This window comes from Streptomyces cinereospinus, from assembly GCF_042430725.1.
Lineage (GTDB): Bacteria > Actinomycetota > Actinomycetes > Streptomycetales > Streptomycetaceae > Streptomyces > Streptomyces cinereospinus.
This window is the reverse complement of sequence record NZ_JBHMCY010000083.1, coordinates 18,681-34,302: the sequence shown is the minus strand read 5'-3', so window position 1 is coordinate 34,302 and position 15,622 is coordinate 18,681. Positions and strand designations below refer to the sequence as shown.

The 15,622-nt window shown below is 74.4% G+C and carries 16 protein-coding genes and 1 pseudogene; 9 read left to right on the top strand and 8 right to left on the bottom strand.

Annotation, left to right across the window (positions count from 1 at the left end):
• The 9 genes from ACFF45_RS30610 to egtD form a co-directional block, all read left to right on the top strand.
• Window positions 1–535: hypothetical protein (locus ACFF45_RS30610; RefSeq protein ID WP_381350012.1), on the top strand; the 535-nt coding region annotated here is incomplete at its 5' end.
• Window positions 536–567: 32 nt separating this feature from the next.
• Complete coding sequence (locus ACFF45_RS30605) at window positions 568–1,038, top strand: SMI1/KNR4 family protein (RefSeq protein WP_381350010.1); 471 nt, start codon at window positions 568–570, stop codon at window positions 1,036–1,038.
• A gap of 201 nt (window positions 1,039–1,239) precedes the next feature.
• Complete coding sequence (locus ACFF45_RS30600; protein ID WP_381350009.1) at window positions 1,240–1,497, top strand: DUF1876 domain-containing protein; 258 nt, start codon at window positions 1,240–1,242, stop codon at window positions 1,495–1,497.
• A 602-nt stretch (window positions 1,498–2,099) separates the two neighbouring features.
• Window positions 2,100–2,546: a type II toxin-antitoxin system PemK/MazF family toxin gene (locus tag ACFF45_RS30595; protein ID WP_381350008.1), complete on the top strand. Its 447-nt coding sequence runs from the start codon at window positions 2,100–2,102 to the stop codon at window positions 2,544–2,546.
• 315 nt (window positions 2,547–2,861) lie between these two features.
• The gene (egtA, locus tag ACFF45_RS30590; RefSeq protein ID WP_381350007.1) at window positions 2,862–4,163 is read left to right on the top strand and encodes an ergothioneine biosynthesis glutamate--cysteine ligase EgtA; all 1,302 of its coding nucleotides are present in this window, start codon (window positions 2,862–2,864) and stop codon (window positions 4,161–4,163) included.
• Window positions 4,160–5,512: an ergothioneine biosynthesis protein EgtB gene (egtB, locus tag ACFF45_RS30585; protein WP_381350006.1), complete on the top strand. Its 1,353-nt coding sequence runs from the start codon at window positions 4,160–4,162 to the stop codon at window positions 5,510–5,512. Before egtA ends, egtB begins: the two co-directional genes overlap by 4 nt.
• The gene (gene egtC, locus ACFF45_RS30580) at window positions 5,512–6,303 is read left to right on the top strand and encodes an ergothioneine biosynthesis protein EgtC (RefSeq protein ID WP_381350004.1); all 792 of its coding nucleotides are present in this window, start codon (window positions 5,512–5,514) and stop codon (window positions 6,301–6,303) included. Before egtB ends, egtC begins: the two co-directional genes overlap by 1 nt.
• Window positions 6,300–6,434, top strand: a complete 135-nt coding sequence (locus tag ACFF45_RS30575) for a hypothetical protein (RefSeq protein WP_381350003.1) — start codon at window positions 6,300–6,302, stop codon at window positions 6,432–6,434. Before egtC ends, ACFF45_RS30575 begins: the two co-directional genes overlap by 4 nt.
• Window positions 6,431–7,411, top strand: a complete 981-nt coding sequence (gene egtD / locus ACFF45_RS30570) for an L-histidine N(alpha)-methyltransferase (RefSeq protein WP_381350002.1) — start codon at window positions 6,431–6,433, stop codon at window positions 7,409–7,411. The genes ACFF45_RS30575 and egtD overlap by 4 nt, the downstream gene beginning before the upstream one ends.
• A gap of 111 nt (window positions 7,412–7,522) precedes the next feature.
• On the opposite strand, the gene ACFF45_RS30565 is transcribed toward egtD, so the two are convergent.
• From ACFF45_RS30565 to ACFF45_RS30530, 8 genes and pseudogenes are all read right to left on the bottom strand, one after another.
• Window positions 7,523–8,350 (bottom strand): NAD(P)H-binding protein, encoded by an 828-nt coding sequence (locus ACFF45_RS30565; protein WP_381350001.1) that lies wholly within the window; start codon window positions 8,348–8,350, stop codon window positions 7,523–7,525.
• A 73-nt stretch (window positions 8,351–8,423) separates the two neighbouring features.
• Entirely contained in the window at window positions 8,424–9,407 is a 984-nt protein-coding gene (locus tag ACFF45_RS30560; protein WP_381350000.1) for an NAD-dependent epimerase/dehydratase family protein, read from the bottom strand.
• Between the two features lie 11 nt (window positions 9,408–9,418).
• Window positions 9,419–10,381: a dTDP-glucose 4,6-dehydratase gene (gene rfbB, locus ACFF45_RS30555; RefSeq protein WP_381349999.1), complete on the bottom strand. Its 963-nt coding sequence runs from the start codon at window positions 10,379–10,381 to the stop codon at window positions 9,419–9,421.
• A complete protein-coding gene (locus tag ACFF45_RS30550) occupies window positions 10,366–11,436 on the bottom strand; it encodes a glucose-1-phosphate thymidylyltransferase (RefSeq protein WP_381349998.1) in 1,071 nt (356 codons plus the stop codon). Before ACFF45_RS30550 ends, rfbB begins: the two co-directional genes overlap by 16 nt.
• A gap of 108 nt (window positions 11,437–11,544) precedes the next feature.
• Complete coding sequence (locus ACFF45_RS30545; RefSeq protein ID WP_381349997.1) at window positions 11,545–11,814, bottom strand: BBE domain-containing protein; 270 nt, start codon at window positions 11,812–11,814, stop codon at window positions 11,545–11,547.
• A 632-nt stretch (window positions 11,815–12,446) separates the two neighbouring features.
• Window positions 12,447–12,935: pseudogene (locus tag ACFF45_RS30540) on the bottom strand (FAD-binding oxidoreductase); the annotation flags it as partial.
• A 396-nt stretch (window positions 12,936–13,331) separates the two neighbouring features.
• Window positions 13,332–14,948, bottom strand: a complete 1,617-nt coding sequence (locus tag ACFF45_RS30535; RefSeq protein ID WP_381349996.1) for an MFS transporter — start codon at window positions 14,946–14,948, stop codon at window positions 13,332–13,334.
• 63 nt (window positions 14,949–15,011) lie between these two features.
• Window positions 15,012–15,617, bottom strand: coding sequence for a dTDP-4-dehydrorhamnose 3,5-epimerase family protein (locus ACFF45_RS30530; RefSeq protein WP_381349995.1), 606 nt, complete (start codon window positions 15,615–15,617; stop codon window positions 15,012–15,014).
• Window positions 15,618–15,622: the final 5 nt, after the last annotated feature.

Here is a 15,622-nt window from a genome sequence, read left to right as displayed (position 1 = left end):
GCTCGCCGGGCGCGCCGCCCCCGTGGCCGCCCCCGTTCGCGGCCGCACCACCGCACCGCCGCCCCGGCGCCTCCGGGCGTGGATCGCCGGTACCGCGCTCGCGCCCGCCGGGCCGGCCGCCGCCCTGGTCGTCGTCCTCGACCGGGACGGCGAGCCGCGGCCCGACCGGGTCCCCTTCGAGCAGGCGGTCATCCAGCCGGCGGCCGCTCCCGTGGTCCGCTACGGGACGGCCGTCGCGGGCGCCGGCGTCACCTCCGACCTGCGCGTCACCGCCCGGGGCGCGGCCCTGGGCACGTACACGCCGGCCGGGTACACCCTGCGCACCCTCACCGTCGGCGGGAAGACCTACACCGCACGGACTCGGACTCCGGGCTGTCGGGTCCGTCCGGGGCGGAGGACCGCTGGATCGCCGTGGACGACGCGGCCGCCCCCGCGGGCCTGCCGCCCGACCGGCCCCGGCCGCAGACCCCGGCCGCCTGCGCTCAGCGGGTCGGTTCCGGGTGCTCGACCTCTCCAACTGACCGCCTCCCACTGACCGCCGCACCACCCCCGGCCCCCGAAGGACCCATGCACCCCCTGATCAGCCGTCTCACCGCGCTCATGCCCCCGCCCACCGAGCCGCCGCCCTGGGAGGAGGTGCCGGCGGCGACGGGCTTCGCCCTCCCGCGGGACCACCGCGACTTCGTCGACGTGTACGGCGGCGGCCGGACGGACGGCCACCTCGCCGTGCTGGACCCCACGTGGGAGCCGCCGTTCCCGGCCTGCCCCGGGGGGATGCGCGGCTTCGCCCGGTACGCCGTGGAGGAGATCGGCGGCACCTTCGCCGAGCTGCACGCCGGCGACCCGGACGCCTACCCGTACCCGGTGCACCCGGCCGAGGGCGGTCCGCTGCCCTGGGGGCTGACCTCCGACTCCGACCACTTCTTCTGGCGCACCGGCTCTGCGAGCCCCGAGGACTGGCCGGTCGTGATCTGGTTCCGGCACGCGGGCCCGCCCGACCGGGCCCACTTCGAGGGGGCATGGCGGCCTTCCTCGTGAGCCCGGCCGACGGCTCCTCGCCGTACCGCCGGGCGCTGCTGCCCGCCGGGGAGGACCACCGGTGGACGCGGTCGCAGGACTGGTCGCACCGGTACGCGCAGGGCCGGCCCCCTGGGGTGCCGCCGGCTGCTCTGGCGCGCTGGGCGTTTCGGGCGCACGGTGGTGGGTGGCGGGGAAAACCGTCGTACGGAAGTGATCACCATGGAAGACAAGCAGTGGACCGTGCAGATCTACATCACCGAGGACGGTGACGACACGCGCGCGCGTGCCGTGCTGACCGCCGGTGACATGTCGAGCGTCGTCGGCCGGGGCGTGGCCCGGCGGAACCCGGTCGACCGGCCGGTGCCCGAGATCGGCGACGAACTGGCCGCCAGCCGCGCCCTGGAGGACCTCGCCGTCCGGCTGCACGACGTGGCCGCCGACGACATCGTCGAGCTGACCGGGCCCGTCCGGACCTGACGGCGCGGCCGGGCGCCGCACCCAGGCGGTCACCGGGACGAACGAGCGGTCCTGGCGGAACAGGTCCGTGCCGTCCGGGAGGTCGAGCAGGGCCGACTGCTGCTGCCGGTGGCGGGCGGCGCAGTTGGCCGAGCGGAAGGAGCGGGTGACGTTCCTGGCCGGGATCACGCCGCCCGGCCCCGTTGCTCGACGGCCGTGAAGTGGCGGGCGGTGCCGGAGATCCCGGTCAGGGCGCGCGGCGGGACGGGGACGCGGGGCGGGCCGGCGTCATGGGCGGCTCTCCTCCGGCGCAGTCCGCTCTCCCGGGGCCGGCCCGTCCGAAGTCCGCTCGTGCGGAGTGCGACGGCGGGAAGTGCTGGGGCCGGCCCGGCGTCGACGTCGCGGCCGGCTTCGTCACCGGCGGCCTCCCGGCCGGCGCCCCGCTGCTGGGACCCGGCCGCAGCGCACGTCTGCTCGGCTCGCTCGCCGCAGGAGGCCGGCGGCGGACCTGCGCCGGCACCGGCGGCGACCGCCGGAGCCGCCGGCCGCGAAGCCGGCCGCGGCGTGCGGGCGTTCGGCCGCCCGCCCGGGTGGGCCGGCCGGCCGCCCGTTACCGTGACCCGGTGACTGCCTTCACGGACGAGAACGCGCCCGGCCGCTTCGGCCCGACCGCGACCACCGAGGCCGATCCGCGCGGGACCGGCCGGGTGCGCACCGAGTACTCGCCCGCGCACGACGGCGATCCCGATCCCGGGGAGATCGTGTGGACCTGGGTGCCCTTCGAGGAGAACGACGGGCGGGGCAAGGACCGCCCGGTGCTGGTGGTGGCCCGGGAGGCGGCGGGCACGTTCCTCGCCGTGCAGTTGTCCAGCAAGCGGCACGACGGCGACCGGGAGTGGGTGCCGATCGGGCACGGCCCCTGGGACCGCTCGGGGCGGGACTCCTGGGTGGACCTGGACCGGGTGCTGCGGCTGCACGAGGCGGGCATGCGGCGCGAGGCGTGCGCCCTGGACCGGATGCGCTTCGAGCTGGTCCGGCACCGGCTGCGCCTGCGCTACGGCTGGAGCTGACGCTTCCCGAACGGCGTTCGCAAGCGGCGGTGCGCAGGCGCGCGGTCATGGCGCCACCCCCGTGGGCGCCATGACCGCGCGCCCCGCGATCTCCCCCTCGTGCTCATGAACGCATCGTGAGCGATGCTGGTCCTGCGGTGCAACGAAGTTTTCCCGGGCCCCCGGGAACGCGCAGGGAACTCATATCCGGTCCGACAAGTCCGGATGTGCACCCTTGTGCGACGCGGCGTGAGGGGCTTGGGTGGGACAGGTGTGCCGGTCCGCGTTGCTCTTCACCGGACCGGCGGCATGGTGGAATCTCAGGAGGATCCCGACATGTCCGACTCAGTCAGCGGTTGTACGGAGCCCCGTACAGCCGTCACCGAACCCGAGGTGGAGGCCCTGGTCCGGGGCATCTGCTTCAAGACCGGACCGCCGCGCACCGTCGGCGTCGAAGTGGAATGGCTCGTGCACGAGCCGCGCGCGCCGCGGCTCCCCGTGACACCCGAACGGCTCGAAGCGGCCTACGCCGCACTGCGCACCGTCCCCCTGCGGTCGGCGCTGACCGTCGAACCCGGCGGCCAGCTGGAGCTGAGCTCCCGGCCCGCCGCCTCCCTGACGGAGTGCGTGGACACCGTCTCCGCCGACCTGGACGCCGTCCGCACGGCCCTGCGCGGGCTCGGACTCGGCCTCCTCGGCATCGGCCACGACCCGTGGCACGCCCCCCGCCGGTTCCTGCGGGAGCCCCGCTACGAGGCGATGGAGGCCTGTCTGGACCGCACCGGCCCGGCCGGCCGGGCCATGATGTGCACCTCGGCGTCGGTCCAGGTGTGCCTGGACGCCGGGTACGAGGAGCCCGGCCCGCTCGGCCATGTGCGGCGCTGGTGGCTGGCGCACCAGCTGGGCGCGGTGCTGCTGGCCGTGTTCGCCAACTCCCCGCTGGCCGGCCACGCCCCCACCGGCTGGCGGTCCACCCGGCAGCTGCGCTGGGTGCAGATCGGCGCGGGCCGGGCCGGCGCGCCCGCCCTGGACACCGATCCGCGCGGCGCCTGGACCCGGCACGTGCTGGACGCCCCGGTGATGTGCGTGCGCCGGGACGGCGGCCCGTGGCTGGTGCCGGACGGGCTGACCTTCCGGGACTGGGCCAGAACGAGGGCGCCCAGGCCACCCACCCGGGACGACCTCGACTACCACGTCACCACCCTGTTCCCGCCCGTCCGGCCGCGCGGCCACCTGGAACTGCGCATGATCGACGCGCAGCCCGGCGAGGACGGGTGGATCGTGCCGCTGGCCGTGACGACGGCCCTGTTCGACGACCCCGAGGCCGCGGAGACCGCGTACCGCGCGGTGAAGCCGCTGGCCGAGCGCGCCGGAGGGCTGCCCGCCCCGCACAACCCGCTGTGGCTCGACGCGGCCCGGTACGGGCTCGCCGACCCGGAGTTGCGCGAGGTGGCCGTCGAGTGTTTCGCGGCGGCGCTGCAGGCGCTGCCCCGGATCGGCGCGTCCACCGCGGTGACGGACGCCGTCGCCGCGTACCGGGACCACTACGTCGTCCGGGGCCGCTGCCCTGCCGACGACCTGCTCGACAGGCTGCGCGGCACCGACGGCCGCCCGCACGGGAAGGACATGCGCACATGACCGAGCCCGCCATCGACGCGGAGAGCGCGTACGGCGCGGAGACCGGGGCCGACAGCGAGGCGTTCCGCCGGCGCGCCCTGACCTCGCTGGTCGCCGCGCGCGACCGCACCGCGCTGCTGACCGGCTGTGTCGAGGAGCCCGACCTGACCGCCCAGCACTCGCCGCTGATGTCACCGCTGGTGTGGGATCTGGCGCACATCGGCAACCAGGAGGAACTCTGGCTGCTGCGCGCGGTCGCCGGCCAGGAGGCGATACGGCCCGAGATCGACGGCCTCTACGACGCCTTCGAGCACCCGCGCGCGGAGCGGCCCTCGCTGCCGCTGCTGCCGCCCGAGGAGGCCCGCCGGTACGCGGCCGAGGTGCGCGGCCGGGCACTGGACGTGCTGGCCGGCACCGCGTTCCACGGGACGCGGCTGACGGAGGCGGGGTTCGCCTTCGGGATGGTCGCCCAGCACGAGCAGCAGCACGACGAGACGATGCTGATCACCCATCAGCTCCGCAAGGGCCCGCCGGTCCTGCACGCGCCCGACCCGGAGCCTATGCCGCTGTTCACCGGACCGGCCGAAGTGCTGGTGCCCGGCGGCCCGTTCACCATGGGGACCTCCGGCGAACCGTGGGCGCTGGACAACGAACGGCCCGCGCACCGGCGCGAGGTGGCCCCGTTCTGGATCGACACCACCCCGGTCACCAACGCCGCCTACCAGGCGTTCATCGAGGACGGCGGCTACGACGACCCGCGCTGGTGGACCCCGGACGGCTGGGCGCACGTCCGGCGCACGTCGATCACGGCGCCGCTGTTCTGGCGCCGCGACGGCCGGCAGTGGCTGCGGCGCCGGTTCGGCGTCACCGAGGTGGTGCCGCCCGACGAGCCGGTGCTGCACGTGTGCTGGTACGAGGCCGACGCGTACGCCCGCTGGGCCGGGCGCCGGCTGCCCACCGAGGCCGAGTGGGAGAAGGCCGCGCGGCACGACCCGGCGACCGGCCGCTCGACGCGCTACCCGTGGGGCGACGCCGACCCGGGGCCCGAGCACGCCAACCTCGGCCAGCGCCACCTGCGCCCGGCACCCGCCGGGAGCTACCCCGAGGGCGCCTCGCCGTTGGGGGTGCGGCAGCTGATCGGTGACGTGTGGGAGTGGACGGCCAGCGACTTCCTGCCGTACCCGGGCTTCACGGCGTTCCCGTACAAGGAGTACTCGGAGGTGTTCTTCGGGCCCGAGCACAAGGTGCTGCGGGGCGGGTCCTTCGCCGTGGACCAGGTGGCCTGCCGGGGCACGTTCCGCAACTGGGACTACCCGATCCGGCGGCAGATCTTCTCCGGGTTCCGCACCGCCCGCTCGCAGGACGCCTGATGTGCCGGCACCTGGCGTACACCGGGCCCGAGGAGCCCCTCGGCAGACTGCTGGTGGACCCCCCGTCCGCCCTCTACCACCAGTCGTGGGCACCGAGGAGGCAACGGTACGGCACCGTGAACGCCGACGGGTTCGGGGTCGGCTGGTACGCGCCGGGCGATCCCCGGCCGGCGCGCTACCGGCGGGCCGGGCCCATCTGGGCGGACCTGTCCTTCGCCGACCTGGCCCGGGTGGTGCGCAGCCGGACGCTGCTCGCCGCCGTGCGGGACGCGACGCTGGCCGGCGCCGACGCGGAGGCCGCCGTGGCGCCGTTCGCCGCCGGGTCCTGGCTGTTCAGCCACAACGGCGCCGTCACGGGCTGGCCGCACTCGCTGGCCGGGCTCGTCCGCGGGCTGCCGCCGGTGGACCTGCTGTCCCTGGAGGCGCGCAACGACTCCGCCTTCGTGTGGGCGCTCGTCCTGGCCCGGCTGCGCGCCGGGGACGACCCGGGCCGGGCGCTGGCCGACACGGTTTTGGAGATCGCCGCGGCGGCCCCCGGCTCCCGGCTCAACCTGCTGCTGACCGACGGCGCGTCCGTCGCCGCGACCGCCTGGGGCGACACCCTGTGGTACCTGCGGCGGCCGGACGGCGGCACGGTCGTGGCCTCCGAACCGTACGACGACGACCCGCGCTGGCAGGAGGTGCCCGACCGCGCCCTGCTGGTGGCGAGCGGCACCGACGTGCAGCTCACCCCGCTCAAGGAGCCGAGCGACGCCTCGGCGGCCCCACCCTCCAAGGAGCCCCGTACGTGAGTCCGTTTTCTCTCACCCGCCCGCTGCCCGAGGACGCCGCGCAGGCCGTGCCGCGCACCGGAGTACCGCAGGGCCCGACCGGCTCGCCCGAGACGCCGGCCGCGGCGCCGGCCGAAGGGAGGCACGCATGACCGAGACCCGCGCCTACGACTACACCGACGTCCTCGAAGCCGAGCACTACGCCACGGCCCTGCGCGCCGACATCGGCGACGGGCTGACCCGCGTCCCCAAGTCGACCGCGCCGACGTGGTTCTACGACGCCCGGGGCAGCGAGCTGTTCGAGGAGATCACCCAGCTGCCGGAGTACCCGCTGTGGCGGGCGGAACTGGGCCTGCTGCGGCTGCACGCCCGGGACGTCGCCGAGCGGACCGGGGCCCGCAGCCTCGTCGAGCTCGGGTCCGGGAGTTCCACGAAGTCCAAGCTGATCATCGAGGCGCTGGATCCGGCCGGTCTGCACTACGTCCCCGTCGACGTCAGCGCGGACGCGCTCCACGAGGCCGGCGCCCACCTCGTGCGGGACTACCCGGGGATCCGGCTGCACGCCCTGCGGGCCGACTTCACGGCTCCGCTCGTGCTGCCGGCGCTGCCCGCGGACGGCCCGCGGCTGATCGCCTTCCTCGGCAGCACGCTGGGCAATTTCCGGCGCCCGGCCCGTGGCCCCTTCCTGCGCGGGCTCCGGGACGTCATGCGTCCCGAGGACTTCCTGCTGATCGGTGCCGACCTGGTCAAGACGGAGCAGGAGATGGTCGCCGCCTACGACGACGCCCAGGGCGTCACGGCCGAGTTCAACAAGAACCTGCTGCACGTGCTCAACCGCGAACTGGACGCCGACTTCGACCCCGGGGCCTTCGACCACGTGGCGGTGTGGAACAGCGCGGAGCGTCACATCGAGATGAGGCTGCGCAGTCGCGCCGAGCAGGTGGTGAAGGTCCGTGGACTCGATCTGACGGTGCGTTTCGGTGCCGCCGAGGAGTGGATCACCGAGCGCAGCGCGAAGTTCACCACGGACCGGCTGCGGGAGGAGATGACCGGCGCGGGCCTGCACACGCGTCAGCTGTGGGCGGACTCCGACGCCGGCTTCGCGCTCGTCCTCGCCACCGCCGGCTGACCGGGCCGGTGCCCGGCTGCCGGTGAGCCCGGGCCGGCCGGCCGCCGCAGGGCGGCGGAGCAGCGGCTCCCGCGACGGGCGGCTCGTCCGGCTGCCGTGGAGCCGGGGGGGTCAGCGCCGGAAGTCGGCGATCCGGTGCTCGACCCAGGACGCGTAGGTGTGGGCCGCCCGGCCGACGAGGGACTCGGCGGTGGAGATGGCCTCCCCCCTGCCGTCGACCGCGTCCTTGAGCTGGTCGAGCAGGAAGTCGGCGGCCGGCGGCGGCATGTGCCGGGCCAGGTGCGTGTGTGCCTCGGCGCGCGAGATCTCCTCGAACCCGACCGGCACGCCGAGCACGTCGGCGATGATGCGCACCCGTTCCACCTGGTTCAGCGACTGGGGGCCGGTGAAGGAGACGTCGTCGAGGGTCCGGTCGGACGTCAGGGCCACGGACGCCACCGCGGCGACGTCGCGTTCGTCCACGGGTGCCATGGGGGCCTTGGCGTAGGGGCCGCGGACGACTCCCGTCGCGGCGATCTGCCCGGCCCAGGCCAGGTCGTTCGCCATGAAGAGGGTGGGGCGCACGAAGGTGGCGTCGATCCCCGAGGCCCGCACCTCCGCCTCGTTGCGCTGGTGTGCCGCGCCGATCCACCCGGGGACGCGGAAGGTGACCGCCGAGGAGGAGAGCAGCACGAGCCGCTCCACCCCGCTGCGGCGCGCGTGGGCGAGGAAGCCGTCGATCGCCCCGAAGAGCGGGAAGACGAAGGCCCGCCGCACCCCGTCGAGTGCGGCGTACAACGTGTCCGGTTTGGTGAAATCCCCTTCCACTACGTCGACCTCGGCCGGCAGGCCGCTGCCGGCCGGGTTGCGGGTGAGCGCGCGCACCCGCTCACCCCTGGCGACGAGTTCGCGAACGACGTTGCGGCCGACGTTTCCGGTGGAGCCGGTTACCAGGATCATGTAAGTCGTCCTTCAGCGCATCACGTGGGGCACGGGCACCAGGCCCGCGACCGAGTACACAGCGGCGGTCACGTCAGCGTCCGGTGGCGGCCTCCCACATGTCGCGCAGCGACTGCCGCAGGGAGGTCTTCGGCGCCCAGCCCAGCAGGCGGTTGGCGAGCCGGACGTCGGCCTGGGTCCAGGACCCGCCGTTCGAGCGCACCGACCGGGTCGTCAGCTCCAGCACGCCGGGCCCGCGGCCGGCCTCGGCGACGAGCAGTTCGAGCATCCGGCGCATGTCGAGCGCCTCGCCCCGCCCGATGTTGACGGTCCGGCCGGAGACCGGGGACTCCGCCGCCCGCACCACCGCGTCGGCCATGTCCCGTACGTCGACGAAGTCCCGCCGGTCCCGGCTCACCTCCAGCCGCAGCCGCTCACCGGCCGGCAGGTCGCGCAGCCGGCGCACCACCGAACCGAGGAAGCTGCCGGCCGCCGCGTCCGGGCCGAACACGTTCACCGCGCGCAGCACGATGCCGTGCACGTGGCCCGCCCGGGTCGCGCGCAGCACGGCCTGCGTGCCGGCCAGCTTCGACCGCGCGTAGGGCGTCGCCGGGGTCGGCTCGTACGACTCGTGGATCACCGTCCCGTGCGGCACCGGACCGTACTCGTGGACGGAGCCGATCTGCACCAGCCGCGGCGGTACGGGCAGCAGCGCGGCGGCGGCCAGCAGGCGCTCGACCAGCTCGACATGGGCGTGCTGGTTCTCCTCGGCCGACGCGAACCAGCCTCCGGCGGCGTTGACCACCACCCGGGCCCCGGCCGTCGTCAGCACCTCGGCGATCTCCGTGCCGGAGGCCGTGGACGCGTCCAGCGCGACGCAGGCGCGCCCGGCGGCCGCCCGCGGGCGCTTCCTGACCACCGCGAGGACACGGTAGCCCGTCGTCTCGAAGGCCGACACGACGTGTCTGCCGATGGAGCCGTTGGCCCCCAGCACCGCGACCACCGGCCGCGGCCCGGCGAGCCCGTCACCGGTCACCGGTGCCGTCCCCGTCACATGGCCGGCGGCGGTGTCGCGCATGTCGTCGCTCCTCACTGTCCCGTCTCCTGCCACCAGTCGGCGTGCTCGGCGTACCAGCGGACGGTCTCGGCCAGCCCCTCCTCGAAGGAGACCCGGGGCGCGTAGCCGAGCGCCCGCAGTTTCGCGTCCGTCAGGGAGTAGCGCCGGTCGTGGCCGAGGCGGTCCGGTACCTTCTCCACCCGGTCCCAGCCCGCCCCGCAGGCGGCCAGGAGCCGCTCGGTCAGCTCCACGTTGGTCAGCTCACGGGTGCCCGCGATGTGGTACACCTCGCCGGCCTCGCCCCGCTCGGCCGCGACCTGGATGCCCCGGCAGTGGTCGGTGACGTGGATCCAGTCCCGCACGTTCCCGCCGTCCCCGTAGAGCGGCACCGTGCCGCCGGTGAGCAGGCGGGTCACGAAGAGCGGGACGACCTTCTCGGGGTACTGGTAGGGGCCGTAGTTGTTGCCGCACCGGGTGACGACCACGGGCAGTCCGTGGGTGACGTGGTAGGCGCGCGCGAGCAGGTCGCCACTGGCCTTGGACGCGGCGTACGGCGAGTTCGGCGCCAGCGGCGCGGACTCGTCCCAGGAGCCGGAGTCGATGGAGCCGTACACCTCGTCGGTGGAGACGTGCACGACGCGCCCCACCTTCGCCTCCAGGCAGGCGTCGAAGAGCCGCTGCACGCCCAGGACGTTGGTGCGCACGAAGTCGGAGGCGCCCGCGATGGAGCGGTCCACGTGGGACTCGGCCGCGAAGTTCACCACCACGTCGTGTCCCGGCACCACCCGCTCCAGCAGGGCGGGGTCGCCGATGTCCCCGTGCACGAAGGTGAACCGCCCGGCCACCGGCGCCAGGTTGGCGAGGTTGCCCGCGTAGGTGAGCAGGTCGAGCACGGTCACCCGGGCGTCCCGCCAGGCCGGGTAGGCACCGGTGAGCAGGTGCCGCACGTAGGCCGATCCGATGAAGCCGGCCCCGCCGGTCACGAGTACGCGCATATCTGCACCTTGCTGTGATCGCCGAGGACCAGACGGTGTGCCCGCGGCGACCGGGTCGCCGGGGTCACCTCCACCTCGTGGCCGATGAGGGACGCCTCGATCCGCCGCACTCCGCGGATCGCGGCCCCCCGCAGGACGACGGAGTACTCCAGCTCGCTGTCGATGATCTGGCAGTTCTCCGCGACCGAGGTGAAGGGGCCCAGGTAGGAGTCCTCCACCACGGTGCCGGGTCCGATGATGGCAGGGCCGACGACGCGCGAGTTGCGCACGACCGCGCCCGGCGCCACCGTCACCCGGCCGATCAGTTCCGAGTCGCGCACCACGCCGGTGAGCTCGGGTTCCATCCCCTCCAGGACGAGCCGGTTCACCTCCAGCATGTCGGTGACGTTGCCGGTGTCCTTCCAGAAGCCCTCGGTGATCGTCGCCTCCACCCGGCAGCCGGCGTCGACCAGCCCGGTGATGGCGTCGCTGATCTCCAGCTCGCCGCGGCGCGAAGGGGTCAGGTCCGCCACGATCGGGTGCACCGCGGCGGTGAACAGGAAGACCCCGACCAGTACCAGGTCGCTCTTGGGGTGCTCGGGCTTCTCCTCCAGCCCGATCAGCCGCCCCTCGGTGTCCAGCTCGGCCACACCGAAGGCGCGGGGATCGGCGACCTTGGTCAGCATGATCTGGGCGGCGGGGCGCTCCTCGCGGAACCGCTCCACCAGGTCGGTGATGCCGCCGATCAGGAAGTTGTCCCCGAGGTACATGACGAAGTCGTCGTCGCCCAGGTACTCGCGGGCGATCAGCACCGCGTGCGCCAGGCCGAGCGGCGCAGCCTGCGGCAGGTAGGTGACCTTCAGGCCGAAGGCCGACCCGTCGCCGACGGCGCGCCGGATCTCCGGCGCGGTGTCGCCCACCACGATGCCGACGTCGGTGATCCCGGCCTCGGCGATCGCCTCCAGTCCGTAGAAGAGCACGGGTTTGTTCGCCACCGGTACCAGTTGCTTGGCCGAGGTGTGGGTGATCGGCCGTAGCCGGGTGCCCGCGCCTCCTGCGAGGACCAACGCCTTCACTGCATCTCTCCTTCCGCTCGTCCCGGCTGACGTCCAGCCGGGTCGTACCGCACCAACTGCGTCCGTCAGGAAGGTCCGTGGGTTCGTGCGCCGCTCGCCGGCGCGGTGTCAGGGCCGGACGGGCTCACCGTCGCCGGCCGGCGGGATGTTGTGGTTGACCCGGAACAGCTGGTGCGGGTCGTACTCCGCCTTCAGCTCGGCCGGCCGCCGGTAGTCCGCCTCGCCGTAGGCCCGCCTGACCCGCTCCGGAGCCGAGTCGTGGTCGAACAGGAACCCGGGGAGCAGGGCGCCGGTGTCCCACGGCCCGAGCCGCTCCAGGATCCGGCCGGCGGCCTCGCGGGCCGCGCCGGCCTGCTCGGGCGGTGCCGGCAGCCGCATCCACAGGTGGAAGGCCGCGCCCCGGGTGCCGGCCGCGTGCGCGCGGCGGGGCTGCCGGTCCAGCGCCCCGCCCAGGTGCCGTATCTCGATGCCGGGGAAGGGACCCCCCGGCCGCGACGGTCGATGAACGAGACCAGCTCCCGCACGACGTCGTCGTCCAGCTCGTGCAGCAGCGCGCTGCGCAGGTGCACGCTGACCGGGTCCTTGGGGTCGTGGTAGATCCGGGTGATCCCGGTGTAGGGCAGGGCGCCGCAGGTGTCCTTCTCGGGGCCGAGCGCCCGCAGGGGCTCCACCAGCCGCGCGCCCTGCTCCTCGTCCCCGGTGAACACCACCCGGAACTGCACGAACGAACGGCCGCGGTAGGCGTCGGGCAGCTGCGGGGCGTCGGGGAAGCGCATCAGCTCCATGGAGGACGACATCTCGTCCGGCTGCTCCTTGAGCCAGGCCAGGTAGGAGCCGACGAGGTGGGCGGCGTGCCCGGGGTCCTCGCCCGGGTAGTACAGCTCGCCGCCGTAGACGGTGCGCAGCGGCAGCAGCTCGATCTCGGCCGCGACCACGACGCCGAAGTTGCCCTTGCCGCCCCGCACCGCCCAGGACAGGTCGGGCTCCCGGGCGGGCGAGACGGTGCGGAGCAGGCCGTCGGCGGTGACGATGTCGAGCGAGCGGACGTAGTCGGCGGCGAAGCCGTGGGTGCGGCGGGTCAGCGGCAACCCGCCGCTGGTCAGGTAGCCCATCACCCCGACCTGCTCGGAGGAGCCGCACAGCGGCGCGAGGCCGTGCTCGGCCGCCGCGGCGACCACCTCGCTCCACCACAGCCCGGCTCCGATCCGGGCGGTGCCGGCCTCCGGGTCCACCGACAGCTCGCGCAGCCCCCGGGTGGCGATGAACACGCCTCCCGTCGCGGGCACCGACGTGCCGTGCCCGGTGGACTGCACCGCGACCGGGTGTCCCGCCCGTGCCGCGAACCGGACGGCGGCGGCCACGTCCTGGGCGTCGGCGGCCACCACGACCGCCGCGGGCCGGTGCCGGACGGTCAGCAGCCAGCCGGCACAGGCCTCCTCGAAGCCGTCGTCACCGGGGTACAGCGTGCGCCCGCGGATCGGCACGCCCAGGAGCACCATGCCGTGCCAGGCCGCCGGCGCGTCGGCGAGGCGGTCGCCGGTGAACTCGGCCGAGGTGGCGGCGTGCACCAGCACGCCGTCGGGGGCGTACACCTCGGTGGTGCCGGTCGCCCGGTACCCGGCCCCCTCCGGGCGGGCCTCGGCGCGGACGCGCACGCGGCCCGCCCGGAGGGGGCCGGGGTGAACGTCCGGGTGCACTCGTAGGAGAACCCGCCGGACGGCCCCGCGCTCCAGACGCCGGTGCCCGCGCCGTCCGGGGCGCGCAGCGCGACGGTGCCGTCCGGCGCGAACGAGAGGGTGACGGCGGGGCCGGGCTGGTCGTCGTGGTGCGACCGAGCGGTCCAGACCCCCACCGGGGTCCGGACCGCGCCGGCCGCCGGGACCATGCCGGGCATGTCAGCTGTCTGCCTTCTCCAAGGGCTTCGCCCCGTCGAGGGACTCCGCCGTCGCGCCGGAGTCCGCCGCCTCCGCGGCCGGCGGGGGTCCGGGCATCCGGGCGTTGCGCAGCAGGGTCGCGGCCCCCAGGGCCAGCAGCGCGGCGATCACCGCACCGGCGACCGCGGTCACCTGGAGGCCGTACACGAAGGCCTCGCGGGCCGCCGTCAGCAGCCGGGACCCGTCGCCGGCCGGCAGCGTGCGGGCCACGTCGACCGCGGCGGCGAGGGTGTCCTTGGCCGTCTCGCCGACGCCGGCGGGCAGCCCCTCGGGAAGCTTGTCGGCCAGGTCCGCCCGGTACACCGCGAAGCCGATGCTGCCGATCGCCGCGATGCCCAGGGACGCGCCGAGGTCGGTGCCGGTCGCCGCCGTCGCGGAGGCGGCACCGGCCCGCTCGGGCGGTGCGGCTCCCACGATCAGTCCGGTGCCCAGCGAGATCATCGGCCCGAGCCCGAGTCCGACGACGGCCGCCCCGGCCACCACCACATACAGGTCGGAGGGGTCGCTGACCTGGGCCAGCACGACCATGCCGAGCGCGGTCACCGCCAGGCCGCCGGCGAGCAGCGTGCTCAGCTTCATCCGGCTCGCCAGGGCGGGCGCCCCCATCGCGCCGATCATCACCGCGACGGTGGTGGGCAGTGACCAGAGCCCGGCCTGGATCGCGGGCAGTCCGTGCGCCAGTTGCAGGTACTGCATGACGAAGAACTGCGCGGCGGAGTTGAGCAGGGTGGCGAGGAGGAGCATGCCGAGGGCGCTGTCGAACAGCTTGCTGCGGAACAGCGTGAGGTCGAGCAGCGGTTGGTCGAGCCGGCGCTGGCGGGAGATGAAGAGCGCCCCCAGCACCAGTCCGACAACGATGCCAAGGCCCGACTCGACGGTCAGTCCGTCCTCGGCGATCCGCTTGAGACCGTAGATCAGGCCGAGCAGCCCGACGATGGACAGGACCGCGCTCGGGAAGTCCGGCCGGGCGACCGACTCGTTGCGGTACTCCGGCAGCAGGACCGGGCCGCACACGATCAGCAGCAACATGATCGGGACGCCGAGCAGGAAGACCGAGCCCCACCAGAACAGCTCCAGGAACGCACCGCCGACCAGCGGTCCGATCACCGTGCCGAGCCCGAAGAAGCCGGTCCAGGCGCCGATCGCCACACCCTGCTGCTTGGGGTCCTGGAACATGATCCGGATCAGGGAGAGGGTCGAGGGCATCAGCGTGGAGCCCGCGAGGCCCAGCAGCGCCCGGGCGGCGATGAGCATCGCCGGGTCGACCGCGAACGCCGAGAGCACCGACGCCGCTCCGAACGCGAACGCGCCGATCATCAGCAGCCGGCGGCGGCCGATCCGGTCCCCGATCGCGCCCATGGTGATGAGGAAGCCGGCGGTCAGGAACCCGTAGATGTCCACGATCCACAGCAACTCGGTGTTGCTGGGCCGCAGGTCGGCGGTGAGGGCGGGCAGTGCCAGGTGCAGCACCGTCAGGTCCATGGCCATGAGCATGGTGGGAAGCGCCAGGACCGCGAGCCCCAACCACTCTTTCCGGGTCGCCCGCGGTGCTGCCGCCGTTCCGACGTCGGTACTCAACAGAATCTCCTTGCCTTGTCGTTGACGCTTGACAGGACCGTAGAACCTCAAGTCCGCTTGAGATCAACGGAGTCGCTCCGAGGCCACACCCCCTGGTGCGGCATCCCGCCAGTCCGCGAGCACCCCGGCGGCGAGCGCCGCGCGCACCCCCTGCGCCTGCGCGTCCTTCGCCGACATCACGGGCGGCTCGGTGAGCCCCCAGGGCAGCGCCAGCTCGGGGTCGAGGGGGTCGATCTCGATCTGGGTGCCCGGCACGTACCGCGTGGAGACCGCGTAGTACATGCAGGTGTCGTCGGTGAGCGCCAGGAACCCGTGGCCGACCCCCTCCGGCACGAACAGGCACCGCCCGGACTCGCCGTCCAGGTGCACCACGTGGTGCACGCCGAAGGTGGGCGACCCCACCCGCAGGTCGACGATGATGTCGCGCAGCACCCCGCGCACGCAGGTGACGTACTTGGCCTGCCCCGGCGGTACGGCCACCGAGTGGATCCCGCGCAGGGTGTTCCGCCGGGACACCGAGCAGTTGATCTGCTCGGGGCGGAACGGACGCCCGGTGACGTCCTCGACCCGGTCGCAGCGCAGCACCTCCGCGAAGGTGCCCCGGTCGTCGGGGATCCGCTGCGGGACGAACTCGAACGCGCCGGGTATGGGCGTCTCGATCACGTCCATGGCCG

Coding starts and splice junctions, on each gene's coding strand:
- ACFF45_RS30605 (WP_381350010.1), top strand. CDS start 568: ATGCACCCCCTGATCAGCCGTCTCACCGCGCTCATGCCCCCGCCCACC.
- ACFF45_RS30600 (WP_381350009.1), top strand. CDS start 1,240: ATGGAAGACAAGCAGTGGACCGTGCAGATCTACATCACCGAGGACGGT.
- egtA (WP_381350007.1), top strand. CDS start 2,862: ATGTCCGACTCAGTCAGCGGTTGTACGGAGCCCCGTACAGCCGTCACC.
- egtB (WP_381350006.1), top strand. CDS start 4,160: ATGACCGAGCCCGCCATCGACGCGGAGAGCGCGTACGGCGCGGAGACC.
- egtC (WP_381350004.1), top strand. CDS start 5,512: ATGTGCCGGCACCTGGCGTACACCGGGCCCGAGGAGCCCCTCGGCAGA.
- egtD (WP_381350002.1), top strand. CDS start 6,431: ATGACCGAGACCCGCGCCTACGACTACACCGACGTCCTCGAAGCCGAG.
- ACFF45_RS30565 (WP_381350001.1), bottom strand. CDS start 8,350: ATGATCCTGGTAACCGGCTCCACCGGAAACGTCGGCCGCAACGTCGTT.
- ACFF45_RS30560 (WP_381350000.1), bottom strand. CDS start 9,407: ATGCGCGACACCGCCGCCGGCCATGTGACGGGGACGGCACCGGTGACC.
- rfbB (WP_381349999.1), bottom strand. CDS start 10,381: ATGCGCGTACTCGTGACCGGCGGGGCCGGCTTCATCGGATCGGCCTAC.
- ACFF45_RS30545 (WP_381349997.1), bottom strand. CDS start 11,814: ATGCGGCTGCCGGCACCGCCCGAGCAGGCCGGCGCGGCCCGCGAGGCC.
- ACFF45_RS30530 (WP_381349995.1), bottom strand. CDS start 15,617: ATGGACGTGATCGAGACGCCCATACCCGGCGCGTTCGAGTTCGTCCCG.